Below are 16,055 nucleotides of genomic sequence, written 5' to 3'. Positions count from 1 at the left end.
CTTTGCTTAAAGTTACTTTCGCGTTAAGCGTTGATTTAGCCGTGAAAAGCGGCCAGCTTAAACAAGCTGTAAGACACCACCGGCAAAATGTCACCTTTGTCGCTGGTGCACTTCCCATGCCTGAAAAAGGCAATCTGAATTTACCAAACCGTAACTAATTTAGCTCCTCCTGGAGCTATTTTTGTTGCGTACTTCTAATGCCAGATAGTATAAATCAGGCGGTTCATAGCTTACGGGAGATGAATGACAGGCTTTGCCTTCGTGTTGAAACAAAAAATTGTTTCTTCCTTCTTACTATATATAGGTGACCCCAAATGTCTAAAAATAAAGCTCGCAGTAAAGCCCTTCATCAAACCTTTAGTGAAATTATTCCAGAGATGGATAAGGCGCTAAACAAACAGCTCTTAGAAGTTCTGATGAAATATACAGAACGTGATAATGAACTGATTGTTATTTTGAATGAGGACGGCCCAAATATCATTGAACTTAAGTCTCTTAAGCCTGTGTCTTTGTTGGCCGAAAAGCTTTCTGCTTATTCAAGCTATTATCATGTGGATGTTGTGGAGCTCGTGGTCAAGAAAATTGATTTCGAAGGAGCTTATAAGCTTCTTAAAGCTTCCCCAGATGTACCACTTTTTAAAAGCTTAACTGAACTGGATAAATATCTTGTTGAGGAGTTTGAAAAATACGGATTAAATTCATTTCTTGACGTGGATAATCTGGATTACTCACTTGAAAAAGCCAGTGAACTCAAAAATGAGCAGTTAATAAATTGGGTTTCGGACATCATTTGCAAACGTGAAAAATTAACTTTACGTAAGCGTTTTGATGTCGCAGTAAAGGCCCACTACGAAAATGTAGAAAAAATGTATGATACCATTCGTCCGTTAATGAAAAAACTGGGTTTCCCAGAAGATCTCATGACGCACACCTTTAGTGAGTTAAGCGTTTTTGAAACTAAAGGATGGGACCATGCAATAAAATCGAAAATTGAGACTCTCGCTAAGCGTGAAACTCAATATTTAGATGATGCGGCTAAAGCAGAGAATCGACGTCTTGTAACAGAGAAGTTGGAGAACTCTTTAGCGATTGCACCAACTAAACCAACAAGAAATTGGTTACATATTGCCGGAATTGCCTGTTTGGTAGTCTGCACGTTCATGTATGTAACTAATAAATTTATTTAATCCTGTTAAGGGGGAACCCTAACGGGGCTTCTCTTTGAACAAATCGAGGAGCGGAAAATGTCATATCTTGAATATATCAATGAAGTAAAAGTGTCCGGGATAGTTATCAGTGCTGTGGAGAAAAAAATGACTGACCAGAGTATAGGTTTGTTAATAAAGCTCAAAAATAGGATGAAGACAGAAGTTGATGGTGAAATCACTGAGAGAGAATTTTCAGTTCAAATCAAGGTGTCGCCTGAAATGTATTCAACCTGTTTCACTGGTATAAATCAGGGTGATGAGTTGATGGTCTCCGGTTATATTGTTGTCGATACTATTATGATTGAAGGGAGAGAACATCCTCTTGACTACATGAGAGTGGTAGCAACAAGTAAGTTGGCTCACATACCTAAACCTCTAAAAGGTTTTGGACAAAGTAGCTTTAATCAGATCTGACATTAAACCCACCCTAAAGGGGAGAAATCCCTTCATGGGATTTCTCCTTTTGGAGTCCCCATGAAACAAAAATTTAGGGCTACTGCAATAAGTAGTAATCAACTTAGTTTTTTTTCTATACTCGATATAGATGAAGATGAAATAACGCAAATAGTTGATTCACCCAAAGAGCATTTAAATGATGCTTACACGTCCGGATTAAACTTTAAATCAGAAGAAAGTAACATTTCTGAGATAAATTATGATTCTGAAAGGCGTGAAAATCACCTTTATGAAAAATCCAAATTACTTAAAAATCAGATTTTGCATACAATTAATTTTGCAACAGAAACAGATTATCTATATACGGTTGAAGAATATAACCCAGATTTGGGTGGTCTGGTAATAGAATGGACCCCTGAGGATGTGTATGTTGTTTTTCTATCCGCTATGGAAGAGTCTTTGGAAATCATTAAAGAACTAGTGTTGAGGAGAAAGTTATTCTTCAAAGATGACAATGGTAATATCACAGTGAATCCACTTTTAGAAGCTGAAACACGGTGGTATATGTCAAAATCATTTGAATACACTTGTTTATCTCATGGACTTGATGCATGTGAATTTAGAGCGGAATTAAAATCATGGCTCTATTATCATTCGCATCGTTCGATTAGTGAAAACACGAAATTAGCTGAATGCAGGAATGATGATGAAATCATTTTGCATGATTGCAATGACGATATGGGCTGGGACATCTTCTTTGATCAGGATTATTTAATGTCAGAAAAAAAACTGGCTGTTAAATGGACTGACAGGGAAATTATGGATGTTTACATAAAAGCTTTTAAATCCTCATTAGAGTTGTTTGACGAGCTTGTTTCATGTGATCTGTTAACTAAACGAAACGCTTTTGGCAAGTTAGAAATCAATCCAATATTCGAAAATCATTTTGAATGGATCATGTCTGAAGCTTTTGAAATAGTGGGAAATCATCTTGGTTATAATGTGCCTCAAATCAGGAAACTGATGGCAACTATTTGCCAAATGAATCTCAAATAAAATGCCACTGGCAAACATCTGCCAGAGGGCGGTGTTTGCATTTTACCGGAGTTAAAAATGTCTAATGCCGCTATGAAGTTAAATGAAACATCTTCTGATGCTTATGAAAAATTAGAAGCTCTTCTTTCCCCGGATGTTATAAAGTTAAAACATTATGTGGATAAAGGTGAGTATCTTTTAGTTCTAGCAAAGGACCTTTTTGGTATTCCAGAAATGGATCCAAAGATGGCTGTGCCTGTTTTCAAAACTAAAACCTCGTATCGAGCTCCGCTGAACAAAGACTACATACCAAATCCCCGAATACTTGAACAAGTGGTTAAACTGCTTATCAGTCCGGATATAGATTTAAGTGTGTGTCTTAAAGGTGAGTCCGGTTCTGGCAAGACTGAAATGGTAATGTACATTAGCCACATGATGAATTGGCCGCTGACAATTAAGCAGATCAACAGCAATATTCGAGTTGATGAGCTTGAAGGTGAGCGCAGTCTTAATGGTGGTAATACAGGTTTTGTACACAGCGATTTGGTAACGGGATTTCGTAATGGTCACCTCATTCTTCTGGATGAAGTGGACAAAATCGATCCTGATACGGCAGCAAAACTTCACATGCCCATTGAACGTAAGCCCTGGTCACTCAGTGCTAATGGTGGTGAGGTTATAACTGCTAATGGCTACACGCGATTTATTGGTACTGCAAACACAAACATGAGTGGAGGCGCTCGCCGGTTCGTTTCTTCTCAACGTCAAGATGCAGCTTTTATAAAGCGGTTCTTGATAGTTGAAATGGAGAAGCCCGACAAAGTTGCTTTAACCAATGTGCTTACTAAACGATATAGCTCTTTGCCTTTTCAGGTCATTGAGAAGTTCGTAAGAGTAGCGATTGCAGTAAATGACTCTGGTACAGAAGACAGTGTGATGGATATTCGTCAATTAGTAGCTTGGGTTGGCACGTCGATGACGTTAAAAACCTTTAGTCTTCTTGACACTTTCAAAATAGCTTTTGCTTCTGCTTTACCTTTACATGTGGTCGATCTTGTTCTTCAAGCTATAGATCTTTCTCTTGGCGAAGACAAGGATAAATCGCTGGAGTATTTCACAGCAAAAAAGTCGAGTTAGATGGGATTTGTTATGAAACCTCTGATATTTGTATCTCAGAGTTATCCCATCTTGAATTTAGTGCGTTTTTAAGTACGGATGGTGCTGCTACCATTGCTATAGCAAAAAACGGAACTAATTTTACTGGACTTATGCAACTGAATAACGACTATTCTTTATTGTTTTATCATGATGGTAAAATAAATATGGAAGGTCTGATTAAACAAATGGAATTAAAAGGTTATATGTATCAGGGAGCAATGGGCAATGATGATGTTGTTGCTGAGTTTCCCGGTATTCTTTTAATTTCACCAGAGTAGCTTTAATATCAACCCTATCGGGAAATCTTTCCCGTTGGGGAGGGTTTCCCCTTTTTTTTGGAGAAACCCATGACTTTAAATACTTCAATGCTTAACAAAGTATCTGCAAAACAAATCTCTGAGAATTTTGCAAAATCATATCCAGATTTACTGGAAGGTGCAGTTATAACAAAAATTGAAATAAGTGGCTGTCAAGGATCGCGTCGAACCGATAAAATCGATTTGTCTTATGATGGAGATGATATTACGGATCAAAAAAGCGTATCTAAAAGCGAAGTACGCTGGATTGACATAAAAGCCCTTAGCTTCAAAAGTACGATTACCAGCAGAATATCAACTCTTTGCTCACGCTTGTGCATCCGCTATAGCAATATGTGGATTTTACCAGTATCCAGTATGGAAGAGTTTCTGGAAGGGGCCCAAGAGATTGAACGAGAGTTTCAGGCAGGTATTCAAAACGTTGTAGACAATTATGAGATGCATATTGAGGCTGAAAAAAATAGAAGCCCAAGAATGTCTTCTTTGATTGATCAGTTGAAATTAACTAAAGATGATTTCATAAAATCCTTTAGATTTAATATTGCTCACTTTATTCCTTTTACGCCTATTAGCGTTGAAGGTGATGAAACCCAGGACTACTATCAGGAACAATTGATAACAGATCTGGCAGAAGAAGCAATGAAGGTTTATGAAAAAATTAGCAAAAATAACAATTTGCGCTCAAGTACTATTGACCGACTGAAGCAAATGCAAAATAAGATCATTAGCTTCATGTTTATACATAAAGAGGCGGCAGTACTTGCAGAAGCTATAAAACACATAATGAATAATTTACCTAAAGGTGCCATTTCTGAACCTCGCGACGTTGCGGTGTTACAGCAGTGGTTTTATTTCATGAGTGATGCTTCAATGTTAAAGCGTATTATTTCAGGAGAGCAAAAGGTTACTGACTGGTTGGAATCTATTACCAGATCATTTAATCAAAGCTCACAAACAGAACCGAACGCGCTACAGAACACAGGTATTGAAGCTATTTTAGATTCAACAAATGTGTTCCAGGTTGAACCTGTCGTAGAGAACGATATAAATAACAGCACGTTTTCAAACACTGATCCTGTAGCTGAACCTGAGAAATCAGTTTCGCAACAGGAAGACAATGTTGAAAATGGTTTTGATATCGAGCTCAAAGGCTGGTAACTGTTTGCTTTATTAAAAACCCCAGATGGGTACTTCACCATCTGGGTGAGTACCCCTTTTTTATAAAGAGGTATTCTATGAAATTAGATCTTAAATCATCACCGCGCCATATTAAGCGTTTACAGAATATAGCAAAAGTCATTAGCGGCTTAGGCGATGTAAGAGTTGTAATAGACGACAATACCAAAGGACCGTATTTTGATCCTGTAAATAAAGTTTGTGTTTTACCAAACGGCGATTATAGCGATGATGACTTTGTCAGTCTGATTGAAGGTTTTACCTGTCATGAAGCTGGTCATGGTCGCTATACCGACAGCGAGGTTTACAGTGACGCCTTTAATAGTGTTCTCAAGTCATCTGAAGGGTTTACACGCTTCGATGACGGAATGAATGCAGAGTTTGAGAGCCTCGCTGAGAAACGTAAAGCTTATAGCAGGGCAAAACGTCTTACCGGGCTTATAAATCTGTTCGATGATGTACAGATGGAAGAGAAGGTTGGTAACGATTATCCGGATGCAAAGCGGCGGCTTGCAGCCACTTACGCACTGATGGTTAAAGCCGGAAGGATGACTCCTGATATATCTTCTCGTCCGGAAAATCCTGTCCTATTTATTGAGTGGTATCTGCTTAACTCATTGCGAGTAAAAGTCCTTCAGCAGGCAGGTCACAAAGAAACACTCGATCCGTTTTTTGACTATGCCCAAAAGATACTTTCTCCAGTAATTTCTGATGTTGAGGAAATTTTTCATGATGCTCTTGGTTGTGAAAATACTCAGGGCTGTGAATCCCTTGCTCGTAAGACCCTGGCTCTTTTAGAGAGACTGCGGGATGAGGCAAGGGAACAACAGCAGCAGACAGAGCAGGAGGAGCAGGAGGCATATGATGAATCCGAGACCGAGACCGAGACCGATACCGAATCAGAAGATAAATCGCTTGAGTCGACTGATAGTCGTGAGGATGATTCTGAGGACGATAGTGAAGGTCAGGCAGATACTTCCGATAACTCTGATCTTGCTCAAGAGGGATGTTCTGAGCCTTCAGAACTTGCTGAAGATAACGAGGGAAATAATGAACCCACCGGTGGCAATCCCACAGGTGATAACATTATTGAAGACGATACTGATGCGATTAACCCTTCCGAGAGTGAATCAGATGAAGCCAGTTCGACTAACGTTGAAGATGAAAGTAACTTTTCATCGGCTCAATGGGAGATACTGGCAGATTTGTTGGATGCCTTTCTTGGCAGTGATGAGGATAGCGAAGATTATCACGATGCTTTGGCTAAAGAGATTGAAGGTATTGCATCAAAAGTATCCGATGACGTGAAAGCCGAATTCGGTGCTTCTGAATGGGATATCCCTGATCTCCTTATCGATTTGAATGTTTACAATGAGGCTTTGTCTCTGAGTCATTCAATCGGTAGCGACTTGTCTGTTTTACAGCAGGTTAAAATGCGTGGCCGAAACAAAACTCATGAGCGTGGAATTACCTTCGATGGAAATCGATTAATTCTGTCACCAATGGGAGTTCGTGATGTCTTCAGAGCTCAAAGCGAATCTAAAAATAGAGGGCATGTTGGCCTCGTATTAGTTCGTGATATTTCAGCGTCAATGGCTAATGATGAAAGATATATTCATGCCATTAAGTCAGATCTTGCTTTATCGATGGCCGCTGAAAGTTTGTCAAAAATGCATGTCTCCAATATAGTCTTTCCCTTCAAGGAAAGTGAATTTGAGATTATCAAAACGTTTGATCAAAGCGTTGAGGAATCTCTATCGAAATTCACTCTTGGATGTAAGGGTTATTATACCCCTACGGGATCGGCTTTAATGGCAGCTGTTGATCTGTTACTTGACAGCCAATTCGATAGGAAAATAATTTTTCTTATAACTGATGGTTATCCGAATAAATCGGAATTTACTATCGGCGAAGTTATGGAAAAGGCTAAATGTAATGGAATAGAAATCGTTGGTGTTGGTATTAAGACTGATGAAATAATTGGTTTTGAAACGGACACTTTCGTAACAGTTGATGATACTTCTTTATTGTCTATTGAAGTCAGTAAGCTAGTTCATCAAATACTTTCTTAATAAACTCTACCCAATCGGGGCAAAAGGCCCCGGTGGGTCTTTTTGCTCCATGAAGGAATAAGGAGCAAAATATGACTCAGATAAAAACTTACCGTGTAGAACATGAAAAAGTCGGTGCGATGCATAAAGTCCGTATTTTCGGACGTGTTGGTGAAGTTATAAGCAATGATAGCCCTCAGGAAAGAATCTTCCGCGAAGTCACTATAGCGGAGGGTAATAGCCAGCAGGCTGCGTTACTTGTAGATAACTACATACAGCGTCTTGAGAATAATGGCTTCACGACTGAAGCATAAATGTTGAGGGCCCCCGGGCCCTCTTTCTTAAATTCTGCGTTGTGGGTTTCTCCCTGTCTTCTGCACCGCAGAAGGCATTGAGAAACTCACAATGCCAGATAAGAGAGATCATCATGACTTATGCATCCCCGGCTCTTCGTCGTAATCCACAGGAAGTATCTGAACACTTTATTAAACTCGTTCATGCTCGAATTGCTGAAGTGTCTGGCTGGAAGTATATATTCGAAAGAATACCTGCTTTCAAAGACGCTTGTGCAAAAGCCCCGAGCCAGGTTCCTTGCCCGTTTACTGGCGCAGGGAAATCGAAGTTTCGTTTCCGACAAAAAGACCTTTATACCGGATGTGCGATCCATAATGACTTTCCGGTAAATGAGTTTTGCGACGGAATTGATGTTCTGGCGAAATATTATGAATTAAGTAAAACGCAGACTTGCAAAAAGATTCTCTCAGATTTTTTCGGGATGGATCTGCATGCTCCGTTAACTGACGCCGACATTGAAAATGAACGACGCTATAAATCAGCAGTTCGTGCCACAGAAACTCTTGACCGAGAGGAAGTGGCAAAGCGAATGCGAAAACTTGATGTGATGTATCACTATACCGGTGAAATCAAGCCTAATACTCCTGTTGCTTTGTACCTCCGTAATCGTGGGATCTCCCGCTTACTGAGTCACTTACCAAAGGATTTAGGCTTTAATAACCGGATCTACTATTGGGATAAAGATAAGCAGAAATCGATTATCTATCCGGGAATGATTGCGATCTATCGTGACACCCGAGGTCGGCCTCTGACTATTCATAGAACATACGTAGACAAAAATGGTGATAAGGCACCTGTAGAAAATCCAAAGCTGATGATGAAGCCTCCTGCCGATATGACAGGTGGCTCAATTCAGTTGTTTGACCCTCACTATGATTCAGGTAGTTCGACCTGGACACTGGGAGTGGCTGAAGGGATCGAGAACGCGCTTTCTGTTGTAGAAGCGACTTCAACACCATGCTGGGCAGCCAGCTCCGCATGGTGCCTTGAAAACGTTACTGTTCCTGATTTTTTACTGCCTCCGCCGGATGTAAAATCTATAAACTTTTATATCTGGGCGGATAAGGATATTGCTAACTCACAAGGCACTCGTGCCGGTATTGAAGCTGCTCAGCGACTTCAAAGCCGCATGGTTGAGTTTTTGGCTAAACGATATCCCGCATCAAAGCTGACAATTGAAGTCTTCGAACCAGCACAAGATATTCCTGATGGGAAAAAGGGTATCGACTGGAACGATGTTCTCCAGTTAACAGGGCAGGATGGATTCCCGATTCACTGGGCTCCTGAATGTCTTAATCAGCTGTAACAACGATAACTCCCCCGCTTTTTGCGGGGGGGGTTATCTTATCAATATTATATTTTAAAATTGTATTGATAAGATAACCGCTTTCCTTCGTGATAATTACCTGCCTTTAAGGTCTTTTCACGGCTGAGATGCTTGCTCAGTTAAATAAATGTGCGGTACTACTGGCTATGGTCGGTTGTATGACATGGTTATTCCATAAACTATTAAAACCCATAACGGGAGTATTACCGTTATGGTGATGCTCGTCGTTTTACATCGGAGAGCATTTTAATGAATTTTCAAATTAACGAAGTTTTTAATAAATTTGCTGCTGTTATAAAATCGCGCATCGTCAATGAACCATCGTCATGCTATTTGCTGCATGATAATGAGATAGATATAACGATTTTGAAACATAGCATATTAGAAAATGACAGAAACCTGTTGTACGTAGTTCGTCCTTCAGGAACGTGTTTGTTGCGTTGTGACAAATATTTCTATCCGAAATATTATCTTCGTTGCCGTGGAGATTATAAGTCATTCATATATGTCCATCTTGATCTACATAGTGGTGAAGCTAAAGAAATCACATGGGAGCAAGCAGACGATATGCTGTCTAGTCCAGGAAAACCCCCATTAAAAGGGAATCTTGGACGATTTGAGTATATAAAAGTTGTGGTTGAGGACCTTCGTATTCGAGGTTACGCTGATTATCTTCCTGCGTATAATCTTGATGACCTTCGCCGTTTTGCCTTACAGGACGACCGCCCATCCCTTGTCAGATACATTGACAATGTCATGGCAACGGTCTGATTGATTGCTAATTGATTTACATATTTTCCCTGATGGCCAACCTGCATCAGGGAGGCCTCAATAACGAATGGAGGCTGTATGAAGTTAGCTACGGACCTGGTAAAAGCTATTTTGATTAGAAATGGCGTTGAACCAGTAAATATAAGCGAATCATCTAAGTTATCTTTGAAACAACCACTGACAGAACTTAAATTCAGTTTATATTTGCGAACTGAGCATTTATCTCACTTCCTACCCGGTTATGTTTATTCTATAAAAGAATGTCCACTGTCATATGACATCGGGATCGAAATTCAGAAAATCTTCGAAAGTTTACATTTGTTAAACGAAGAATTTGAATCCCTCGGTTTTGTTTCTGTATGGATAGAAATGCATCAAAGCATTTTTGAACAAAGTCGGTTTAAGAAAAGTAACTTTACTTTTCGGGAGGAAGAGGTCGAGCTTGCTAAAGGGCTTGTTTGTTCTCACAATTCACAAATAAGTAATGCGGCTTATTTCTGGCTTCAGCACTTTGAGGAGTTTATGATTTATGTTCGTAATAAGCTTATCGACCTCTTTCGAGAGGCCTATGACCTGATCCTTGGAATGCAGCAAGTATTTTTCATTCGGGAAAAGGAAGAGCTGTTGAAAACTATAAGTTATGGCGATGAGCTGTATGAGGTGAAATTCATGGCGGCTGAGCTTTACTCTATCGAACAGAACTTAAAGTGTTCTGAATCGATAAGTACAAAATCTCAAGCTTCGGCATATATTAACCGCATCCGTGAGTTTGTGCGTTCGGGGTGGAGGCAGGGCTATATAGTCTGCCATCATAAGCGAAGTAATCAAATTTCATCATTGTCATTACCGATGTACTTGAAAGATACGTCAGGCCGAAGTGCTCGAAAGCGAGTAAAACGTCTTATATCTTCTACAGTTTGTGGTAGAAATAAAGATTTAGGTCTTACAGATTTTTAATTAAATTATACCCATGTGGGGATCACACCCCATATGGGAGTGATCCCTTTTTTTATTGAGAGAGGATCACATGAAAATTATCGAAAAAATCATTAATGCCTTTTTGGTTGTTCAACATAAAAAAATACAGGTTAAAAACATTACATTTTTAGACAATGGGCAGGGCATGTTCTCTGGTATGTCTTTTGATGCTGATGTTTCACTGGAGTTTATGTATGAATCAGCAAAAGCATATAGTTCTTGTTTCTGTGATATTCCCTTTCCAGGTTTTGAAGATGCAAATCTGGAGGAAATTACGAAATTTCAATTAGATGCTCTGAAGCAAAGAAAGAATCATTCTTTCTTTGTTAACCATTTGAGGTTTCCTATAGTTTTAAGGGAAGGGTGCAAAATCGAAAGAGGAGAAGTCTATCCATTTCGAATTGCACTTATAATAAAGAAAGATTGCAGTATCTTTTTTCTCAGGATATTTACGGTAAGTTGTATAATTCCTTAGAGAAAGAATTAAGCTCGTTTTTCTCATTTATCAATGTTGAGGTGCACGAGTTGTTAAAAGATGCTGTATGCTTTGCATTAAAAATCCTGAATAAGATATCTTTGGATACACCTGAAAGACTTATTAAAGCTTTTAATTATCGTGACTGGTATTGTAGTTACGATGTTGAGCTTTTTAGGAAAGGCTTACCTGGTCATATTCTGGAAGAGCTCATTGCTCCAGATATCTTACTTTCAGACCTTAACGGTTGTAGAAAAATACTTAGAAATGCAAAACGATTTCTAAATGGACATACACAAACCAATTGTGTTTATATTAAATATGAATGATGGTTGGGGCCTGTTGATACCTCACACTCAGCTAAGTTGATGTCTGACAAAGAAATTAATAACCGAAGTGACTTGAAGAATTTTTCAAAGGTCTTTTTCAAAGAGTGTTTAAGTTCTGGTAAGTCGGAATATGAAAACCATCTTAGTGAAAAAGAACATGCGCTTCGCTATAATTATTAATTAAAATTATTTTCTCCCATAGGGATTTCTCCCTATGGGAGAAATCCCTCTATTAAGAGGGTATTGAAATGAATGCTATACAAAAGTTAGTTGAATCTATTCTTGTTAAAATGGGTTTTGTTGGCGCTGTAGTGGAAAATATATATTTGGATTCAAAACCATTTCGGCATATTCGATTTGTGGCTGATATTCCAGTAATATCTTTTCTACCTCATTTGGTGAAATATCTTAAGGGTGCAGACCATCTTTACAGTGGTAACGATGATTTGCATCCTCTTTTCATTTATTTTTCCGAAGCGGCTACATTAAAAGCAGGTCCTGTAAATCTCGCGAACTTTCGTTTTGAAGTTTCTATAGCTTCAACTCATTTACGACTGGTCTCAGAGCAGCCTGATTTGCTTTTCAAAGGATTTAACCGGGATAATCTAGAATACGTTTATTACCGCTCAGATTTGGCCTCTAAGGATCTTATACTAGGCCTTGTTGAACACGGTTCTCCTTTCATAAAACATCTACATGGACTTATACAAAAGCGAATTTTAAACGAGTTCTCTCTGTTTTTTTCTGTTCTTGAAAAGATTTTAGAAAGCGCGAAGCCACAAATTCTTGCTTGCTTCCATAGTGTTGATTATGAAATGAACGTAAAAATAATAGCCGAAGCTATACCTGAAACTGTATCTAATCAGATAGTCACATCTGATTATATAGTTAATTCTATATCAGATGCGGACAAGTTTATAAATCATGTTCGTCGCTATTTAGCAGGCAGGGTAATGAAGAGGCGGATATACGCTGAATTAGATGTTTGTGAAGAAACATCAAGTATTTCACTAGTGAACTTAGGATGCTTTACGTCTCCTCTGCTCGTTACGGAATATCAAATGTTTAAGCCACACTCTTCAGGGTTATATCGAAAAGCTATAAACAACTCCTTAAAACAGTTCAAACCAGAAATGCATGTACCTTCTGAAGAACTCTTTTATAATTAATCTAACCCATCCGGGAACCTGCTTCCCGGTGGGAAGCACTTCCTTTTTAGTCATGAGGTAGTGTAAATGTTTAAAGAATCTGACCACGTGGAATTTGTTAGTGCCTTTCTTTATCAAAATTTAGGCCTTAATGTTTCCGCTGACGATATAACCGTTCAATTATCTGATACTTCGTTCGACAAAGTAACCTTTGATTACGATGTAGATATCGATAATTTAAATTGTATGTTGGATCTCTACATATCTGAGCTAATAAAGCACAACGCATCTTACTCCGATTCTATTCTTTTGAAACAAAAAATAATTTATTTTCTTGGAGTATTTAAGAATTTCGGATTTTTTACGTTTGATATTCGCGGATATAGTAATACTTTAAGCCCAGTTAAAGTTATTGATATTGTTTCAATGATTATTAATGACTGTGAAGAGTTATCTAAAGCTAATTCTTCTACTGATGCTATAAGAAATCTTTATCTCGATAAAATGAAGGTGGATGGGAAAGTGTTAGTTGCGAAATTTGCACTTAAACAGTTTTTTCATTCCGACTTTGGTGACTTTATCTCATTTGTCGAGAAAAGAATTACAGATTGTCTTAATGAAACTTTAAGGATTATCAAAGCTGTTGAACATGGCTTTGTACGTGTAGGGCAGCATAAGATTAATCGCCGTATTAATGATGACTTAAAGTTATGCATTGATTTCAATACTGATGATTATCCGGCAAATATGCCAGATATATATATTAAGTTTAACGATACATTTGATGGGAACGGGGCGTTATATTGTGACAATGATGCCCTCATATCCCTCTATACCGATGTTGCTTCAATTATCAATGTGCCGGTGATGATGGAAGTAAGATTGATCAATAAAAGAGGGCGTGTTGTCTGTGATTCTTCGCATTCAACTTACGTATCTCTCGAAAGTAATGACCGATACAGAGTAACTGATCGCACATTACTAATAACTGAAGCTTTTGACGATTTTCGTAACGCGTCTCAATGATCCTTTTGCTTCAGTCCAAAAAAGTAACTTTGGTTGGCTGAAGACACTTGTCTATGACAATGTAAAATCTGTCGCTGGCATCTTCTTTTAGCTTAACCAAATTTTTATCTAACCCAGTGGGGAAGTCGCTTCCCTTCTGGGGCACTTCCTCTCAAATTCGAGGTAGTGTATATGACACATTCATCTGATGATAAAAACTATGTCCGAGCAGTTCTGAGTTATCTTGGCATAGATTTTGATGAGGCGGATATAGTATTAAGTGTTTGCCATTGTCAAAGTGACGAGCTTTCTTTTACCTGTAATATCAAAGCTATTGAACTCAAGAATGCTGTTGATTTATATGTCGATAGTATCTCTGAGAATGAAATAGAAGCTTTAAACAGAGAATCTTTAAAATCGCGACTCTGTTACTTTCTTGAGGTGTTTGACGCAGTCTCTGGTCAGTACCTTGAAATTTCAGGAAAACACTTTGCAACTAGTCGTTTTGAATATGATGATGTTTGTAGTGAAGTTCTTAGCATGTCTAATGATGTTTCTCAGTCGAAAGGTTATGACCGGGATGAATATAACAGACTGATGCAGGTTGATGGTCAGGTTATGATTGCCCGTTTTGCTTTGCAACAGTTCTGGGATACTCATTTTATTGGACTAATAACATTTGTATCTGAGTCTATAACATCGAGCCTCTATAAAGCTTATGAAACTTTTAGTGATATTAGTTTGGCTTGCTATAAACTGAGTGAATATTCTTATTCACGCTCTATCAACAGTGAATTGACCCTTAATATTTCACTTAAAGAAAATGACTTCTGTGAGGACCTATCTGATTGCTATATGGAAGATGAGGCTTTACCTTCTGGTAGGGTAATTTCTCGACGCAACAATGACTCCATAATAAGTATTTATGAGAGCTATGCTGCGGCTTCTTATATTCCGATGATTGCATCTTTGGAAGTCGTTGATGAATACGGCGAAGTGGTTACTGACCTCTGCCATACCGTTTATGTTTCAGAGTTAACCGGTGGGCGGATTAAAATCCACGACCGTAATGACTTAGTATCTGAAGTTTTCGATAACCTAAGAAATTTAAATCTTGCAGTTGGAGATTCAGTTTCACAAGCTGCTTGATTCTTTCCCTGATTTTGATTTTTTCTCACATACTCTTATGGCACGGTTTCCGTGCCTTTTTTTTGCCTCGCTTACAAGCGTCTACTCCTCTTCTACCTATCCCACCTTACATCACCACTTAAAATCTATCTTTCTAATTCCATTATCCTTTTCGTAGCCTCTAATGCTCTGGTATGAACATACTCTTTAAACTCAAAAAAGTGCTATTAACGAAAAAAAATCCCTAAAGAGATTTGTATACTGTTCTCAACCAAGGAGAGCTCATGAATGAACTAAAATCCAAAAACGAGAACAGTACCAAAAGCAACTTTCCCCCGGTTGATAATCAGTTTTGCTTTTACCATGTTGATTTCAGCATAGAACGACTACTTTCTACGGCCGAGGATCTCCAGCTTGAGTACATCTTCCAGAAACCTGGAAGTGAAGTAAGAAAGGATTTGGTTGAGCGATTCGAACGTGGAGAGCGCTTTGTTACAGCTTCACACTGTGACAATTTCTGTGAAATCCTTGGTTGTCAAGGCCATCAGGAAAATGCATAAACCCATAAACCTACATTTCCACTTTTAAGGATGTTCACTAAAGAATGATTGGAGAAAGTATTTTTGACTGGGTAATTTACGGAATATCCATTTTGATATTTGCCTCAGCACTAATTGAAGGAAAGACAACTCGCTACCCAGCACTTTTTTTCTATGGGAGTTTAATTTTAATGTTAATCCTGATAGTTGCTGGAGGCCTTAACTGGTGGTTCTACAGGTCAAAATATGGCGCAGTAATCGTTATCTTCACAGTGGTTTCTTTACTGATGACTCGATTCCGCCTGGTCATATATAAATTAAGATTAAGAAAGTTAGTTTCAGAGATCAGATTTCGTATAAAAACGGGTTTTCGTATAATTCTTGTTTTGTCGGATAATGAGGATGAGCGTAATGTTCTGCTGTCTATGCTTAGCAACGTATTGCCAGAGCAAACGCTTATTCACACGCGTGATGCTCTCGGACCTCATTCAGGGCCTATCCTAAAAGCTCTTGAGCTACATCATCAACAGGGAACAGGTTACATACTCGTCTGTGAACAACAAATCTCAGCGCGTACGTGGTTGAGTATCGTAGAAAATGGGAAACCTGATACATCTATAGCTGTTAATTTTCATTCGATCCCAGAAATGGAGTGATTTT

18 protein-coding genes are annotated in these 16,055 nt (G+C 38.6%); all 18 read left to right on the top strand.

The features are described from left to right. Positions 1-314 precede the first annotated feature (314 nt). The 18 genes from LDB27_RS22875 to LDB27_RS22790 all read left to right on the top strand — a co-directional run bounded on the left by LDB27_RS22875 (position 315) and on the right by LDB27_RS22790 (position 16,051). Entirely contained in the window at positions 315-1,187 is an 873-nt protein-coding gene (locus LDB27_RS22875; protein ID WP_000041927.1) for a hypothetical protein, read from the top strand. 57 nt (positions 1,188-1,244) lie between these two features. Next, positions 1,245-1,622: a hypothetical protein gene (locus LDB27_RS22870; protein ID WP_000120822.1), complete on the top strand. Its 378-nt coding sequence runs from the start codon at positions 1,245-1,247 to the stop codon at positions 1,620-1,622. A 60-nt stretch (positions 1,623-1,682) separates the two neighbouring features. Continuing rightward, positions 1,683-2,660, top strand: coding sequence for a hypothetical protein (locus LDB27_RS22865; protein WP_065311106.1), 978 nt, complete (start codon positions 1,683-1,685; stop codon positions 2,658-2,660). A 57-nt stretch (positions 2,661-2,717) separates the two neighbouring features. Next, the gene (locus tag LDB27_RS22860) at positions 2,718-3,776 is read left to right on the top strand and encodes an ATP-binding protein (RefSeq protein ID WP_000063335.1); all 1,059 of its coding nucleotides are present in this window, start codon (positions 2,718-2,720) and stop codon (positions 3,774-3,776) included. Between the two features lie 131 nt (positions 3,777-3,907). After that, positions 3,908-4,075 carry a hypothetical protein gene (locus tag LDB27_RS22855; RefSeq protein ID WP_001176646.1) on the top strand — a complete coding sequence of 56 codons (168 nt, stop codon included), beginning with the start codon at positions 3,908-3,910 and terminating at the stop codon, positions 4,073-4,075. Between the two features lie 69 nt (positions 4,076-4,144). Continuing rightward, entirely contained in the window at positions 4,145-5,272 is a 1,128-nt protein-coding gene (locus LDB27_RS22850) for a DUF3150 domain-containing protein (protein ID WP_000174395.1), read from the top strand. A 77-nt stretch (positions 5,273-5,349) separates the two neighbouring features. Continuing rightward, positions 5,350-7,362: a VWA domain-containing protein gene (locus tag LDB27_RS22845; protein ID WP_000762699.1), complete on the top strand. Its 2,013-nt coding sequence runs from the start codon at positions 5,350-5,352 to the stop codon at positions 7,360-7,362. A gap of 71 nt (positions 7,363-7,433) precedes the next feature. Continuing rightward, positions 7,434-7,655, top strand: a complete 222-nt coding sequence (locus LDB27_RS22840) for a hypothetical protein (protein ID WP_000192120.1) — start codon at positions 7,434-7,436, stop codon at positions 7,653-7,655. Positions 7,656-7,768: 113 nt separating this feature from the next. Next, on the top strand, positions 7,769-9,001 hold the full coding sequence (locus LDB27_RS22835) for a toprim domain-containing protein (protein WP_000220381.1): 1,233 nt from the start codon (positions 7,769-7,771) through the stop codon (positions 8,999-9,001). Between the two features lie 270 nt (positions 9,002-9,271). Then, complete coding sequence (locus LDB27_RS22830; RefSeq protein ID WP_001010933.1) at positions 9,272-9,793, top strand: hypothetical protein; 522 nt, start codon at positions 9,272-9,274, stop codon at positions 9,791-9,793. Between the two features lie 78 nt (positions 9,794-9,871). Beyond that, positions 9,872-10,750, top strand: coding sequence for a hypothetical protein (locus LDB27_RS22825; protein WP_000762004.1), 879 nt, complete (start codon positions 9,872-9,874; stop codon positions 10,748-10,750). A 70-nt stretch (positions 10,751-10,820) separates the two neighbouring features. Beyond that, positions 10,821-11,246 (top strand): hypothetical protein, encoded by a 426-nt coding sequence (locus tag LDB27_RS22820; protein WP_225519957.1) that lies wholly within the window; start codon positions 10,821-10,823, stop codon positions 11,244-11,246. A gap of 50 nt (positions 11,247-11,296) precedes the next feature. Next, on the top strand, positions 11,297-11,575 hold the full coding sequence (locus tag LDB27_RS22815; protein ID WP_225519956.1) for a hypothetical protein: 279 nt from the start codon (positions 11,297-11,299) through the stop codon (positions 11,573-11,575). Between the two features lie 248 nt (positions 11,576-11,823). Further along, complete coding sequence (locus tag LDB27_RS22810) at positions 11,824-12,744, top strand: hypothetical protein (protein ID WP_225519955.1); 921 nt, start codon at positions 11,824-11,826, stop codon at positions 12,742-12,744. Positions 12,745-12,810: 66 nt separating this feature from the next. Beyond that, entirely contained in the window at positions 12,811-13,749 is a 939-nt protein-coding gene (locus tag LDB27_RS22805; protein WP_000472043.1) for a hypothetical protein, read from the top strand. Positions 13,750-13,920: 171 nt separating this feature from the next. Next, positions 13,921-14,877, top strand: coding sequence for a hypothetical protein (locus LDB27_RS22800; RefSeq protein ID WP_000149830.1), 957 nt, complete (start codon positions 13,921-13,923; stop codon positions 14,875-14,877). Positions 14,878-15,140: 263 nt separating this feature from the next. After that, positions 15,141-15,416 carry a hypothetical protein gene (locus LDB27_RS22795; protein WP_001004201.1) on the top strand — a complete coding sequence of 92 codons (276 nt, stop codon included), beginning with the start codon at positions 15,141-15,143 and terminating at the stop codon, positions 15,414-15,416. Positions 15,417-15,460: 44 nt separating this feature from the next. After that, entirely contained in the window at positions 15,461-16,051 is a 591-nt protein-coding gene (locus LDB27_RS22790) for a hypothetical protein (protein WP_000578892.1), read from the top strand. The last annotated feature ends 4 nt before the right edge of the window (positions 16,052-16,055 follow it).

This window comes from Salmonella sp. JXY0409-18 (genome assembly GCF_020268625.1).
Lineage (GTDB): Bacteria > Pseudomonadota > Gammaproteobacteria > Enterobacterales > Enterobacteriaceae > Salmonella > Salmonella enterica.
Note: the sequence above shows the minus strand (reverse complement) of the source record. Positions and strands in the feature narration are given on the sequence as shown.

Excerpts from the sequence above, each read along its gene's own strand:
- LDB27_RS22825 (WP_000762004.1), top strand. The coding sequence starts at position 9,872 with ATGAAGTTAGCTACGGACCTGGTAAAAGCTATTTTGATTAGAAATGGC.
- LDB27_RS22855 (WP_001176646.1), top strand. The coding sequence starts at position 3,908 with ATGCAACTGAATAACGACTATTCTTTATTGTTTTATCATGATGGTAAA.
- LDB27_RS22800 (WP_000149830.1), top strand. The coding sequence starts at position 13,921 with ATGACACATTCATCTGATGATAAAAACTATGTCCGAGCAGTTCTGAGT.
- LDB27_RS22845 (WP_000762699.1), top strand. The coding sequence starts at position 5,350 with ATGAAATTAGATCTTAAATCATCACCGCGCCATATTAAGCGTTTACAG.
- LDB27_RS22790 (WP_000578892.1), top strand. The coding sequence starts at position 15,461 with ATGATTGGAGAAAGTATTTTTGACTGGGTAATTTACGGAATATCCATT.
- LDB27_RS22865 (WP_065311106.1), top strand. The coding sequence starts at position 1,683 with ATGAAACAAAAATTTAGGGCTACTGCAATAAGTAGTAATCAACTTAGT.
- LDB27_RS22835 (WP_000220381.1), top strand. The coding sequence starts at position 7,769 with ATGACTTATGCATCCCCGGCTCTTCGTCGTAATCCACAGGAAGTATCT.
- LDB27_RS22795 (WP_001004201.1), top strand. The coding sequence starts at position 15,141 with ATGAATGAACTAAAATCCAAAAACGAGAACAGTACCAAAAGCAACTTT.
- LDB27_RS22840 (WP_000192120.1), top strand. The coding sequence starts at position 7,434 with ATGACTCAGATAAAAACTTACCGTGTAGAACATGAAAAAGTCGGTGCG.
- LDB27_RS22850 (WP_000174395.1), top strand. The coding sequence starts at position 4,145 with ATGACTTTAAATACTTCAATGCTTAACAAAGTATCTGCAAAACAAATC.
- LDB27_RS22870 (WP_000120822.1), top strand. The coding sequence starts at position 1,245 with ATGTCATATCTTGAATATATCAATGAAGTAAAAGTGTCCGGGATAGTT.
- LDB27_RS22860 (WP_000063335.1), top strand. The coding sequence starts at position 2,718 with ATGTCTAATGCCGCTATGAAGTTAAATGAAACATCTTCTGATGCTTAT.
- LDB27_RS22830 (WP_001010933.1), top strand. The coding sequence starts at position 9,272 with ATGAATTTTCAAATTAACGAAGTTTTTAATAAATTTGCTGCTGTTATA.
- LDB27_RS22820 (WP_225519957.1), top strand. The coding sequence starts at position 10,821 with ATGAAAATTATCGAAAAAATCATTAATGCCTTTTTGGTTGTTCAACAT.
- LDB27_RS22875 (WP_000041927.1), top strand. The coding sequence starts at position 315 with ATGTCTAAAAATAAAGCTCGCAGTAAAGCCCTTCATCAAACCTTTAGT.
- LDB27_RS22810 (WP_225519955.1), top strand. The coding sequence starts at position 11,824 with ATGAATGCTATACAAAAGTTAGTTGAATCTATTCTTGTTAAAATGGGT.
- LDB27_RS22805 (WP_000472043.1), top strand. The coding sequence starts at position 12,811 with ATGTTTAAAGAATCTGACCACGTGGAATTTGTTAGTGCCTTTCTTTAT.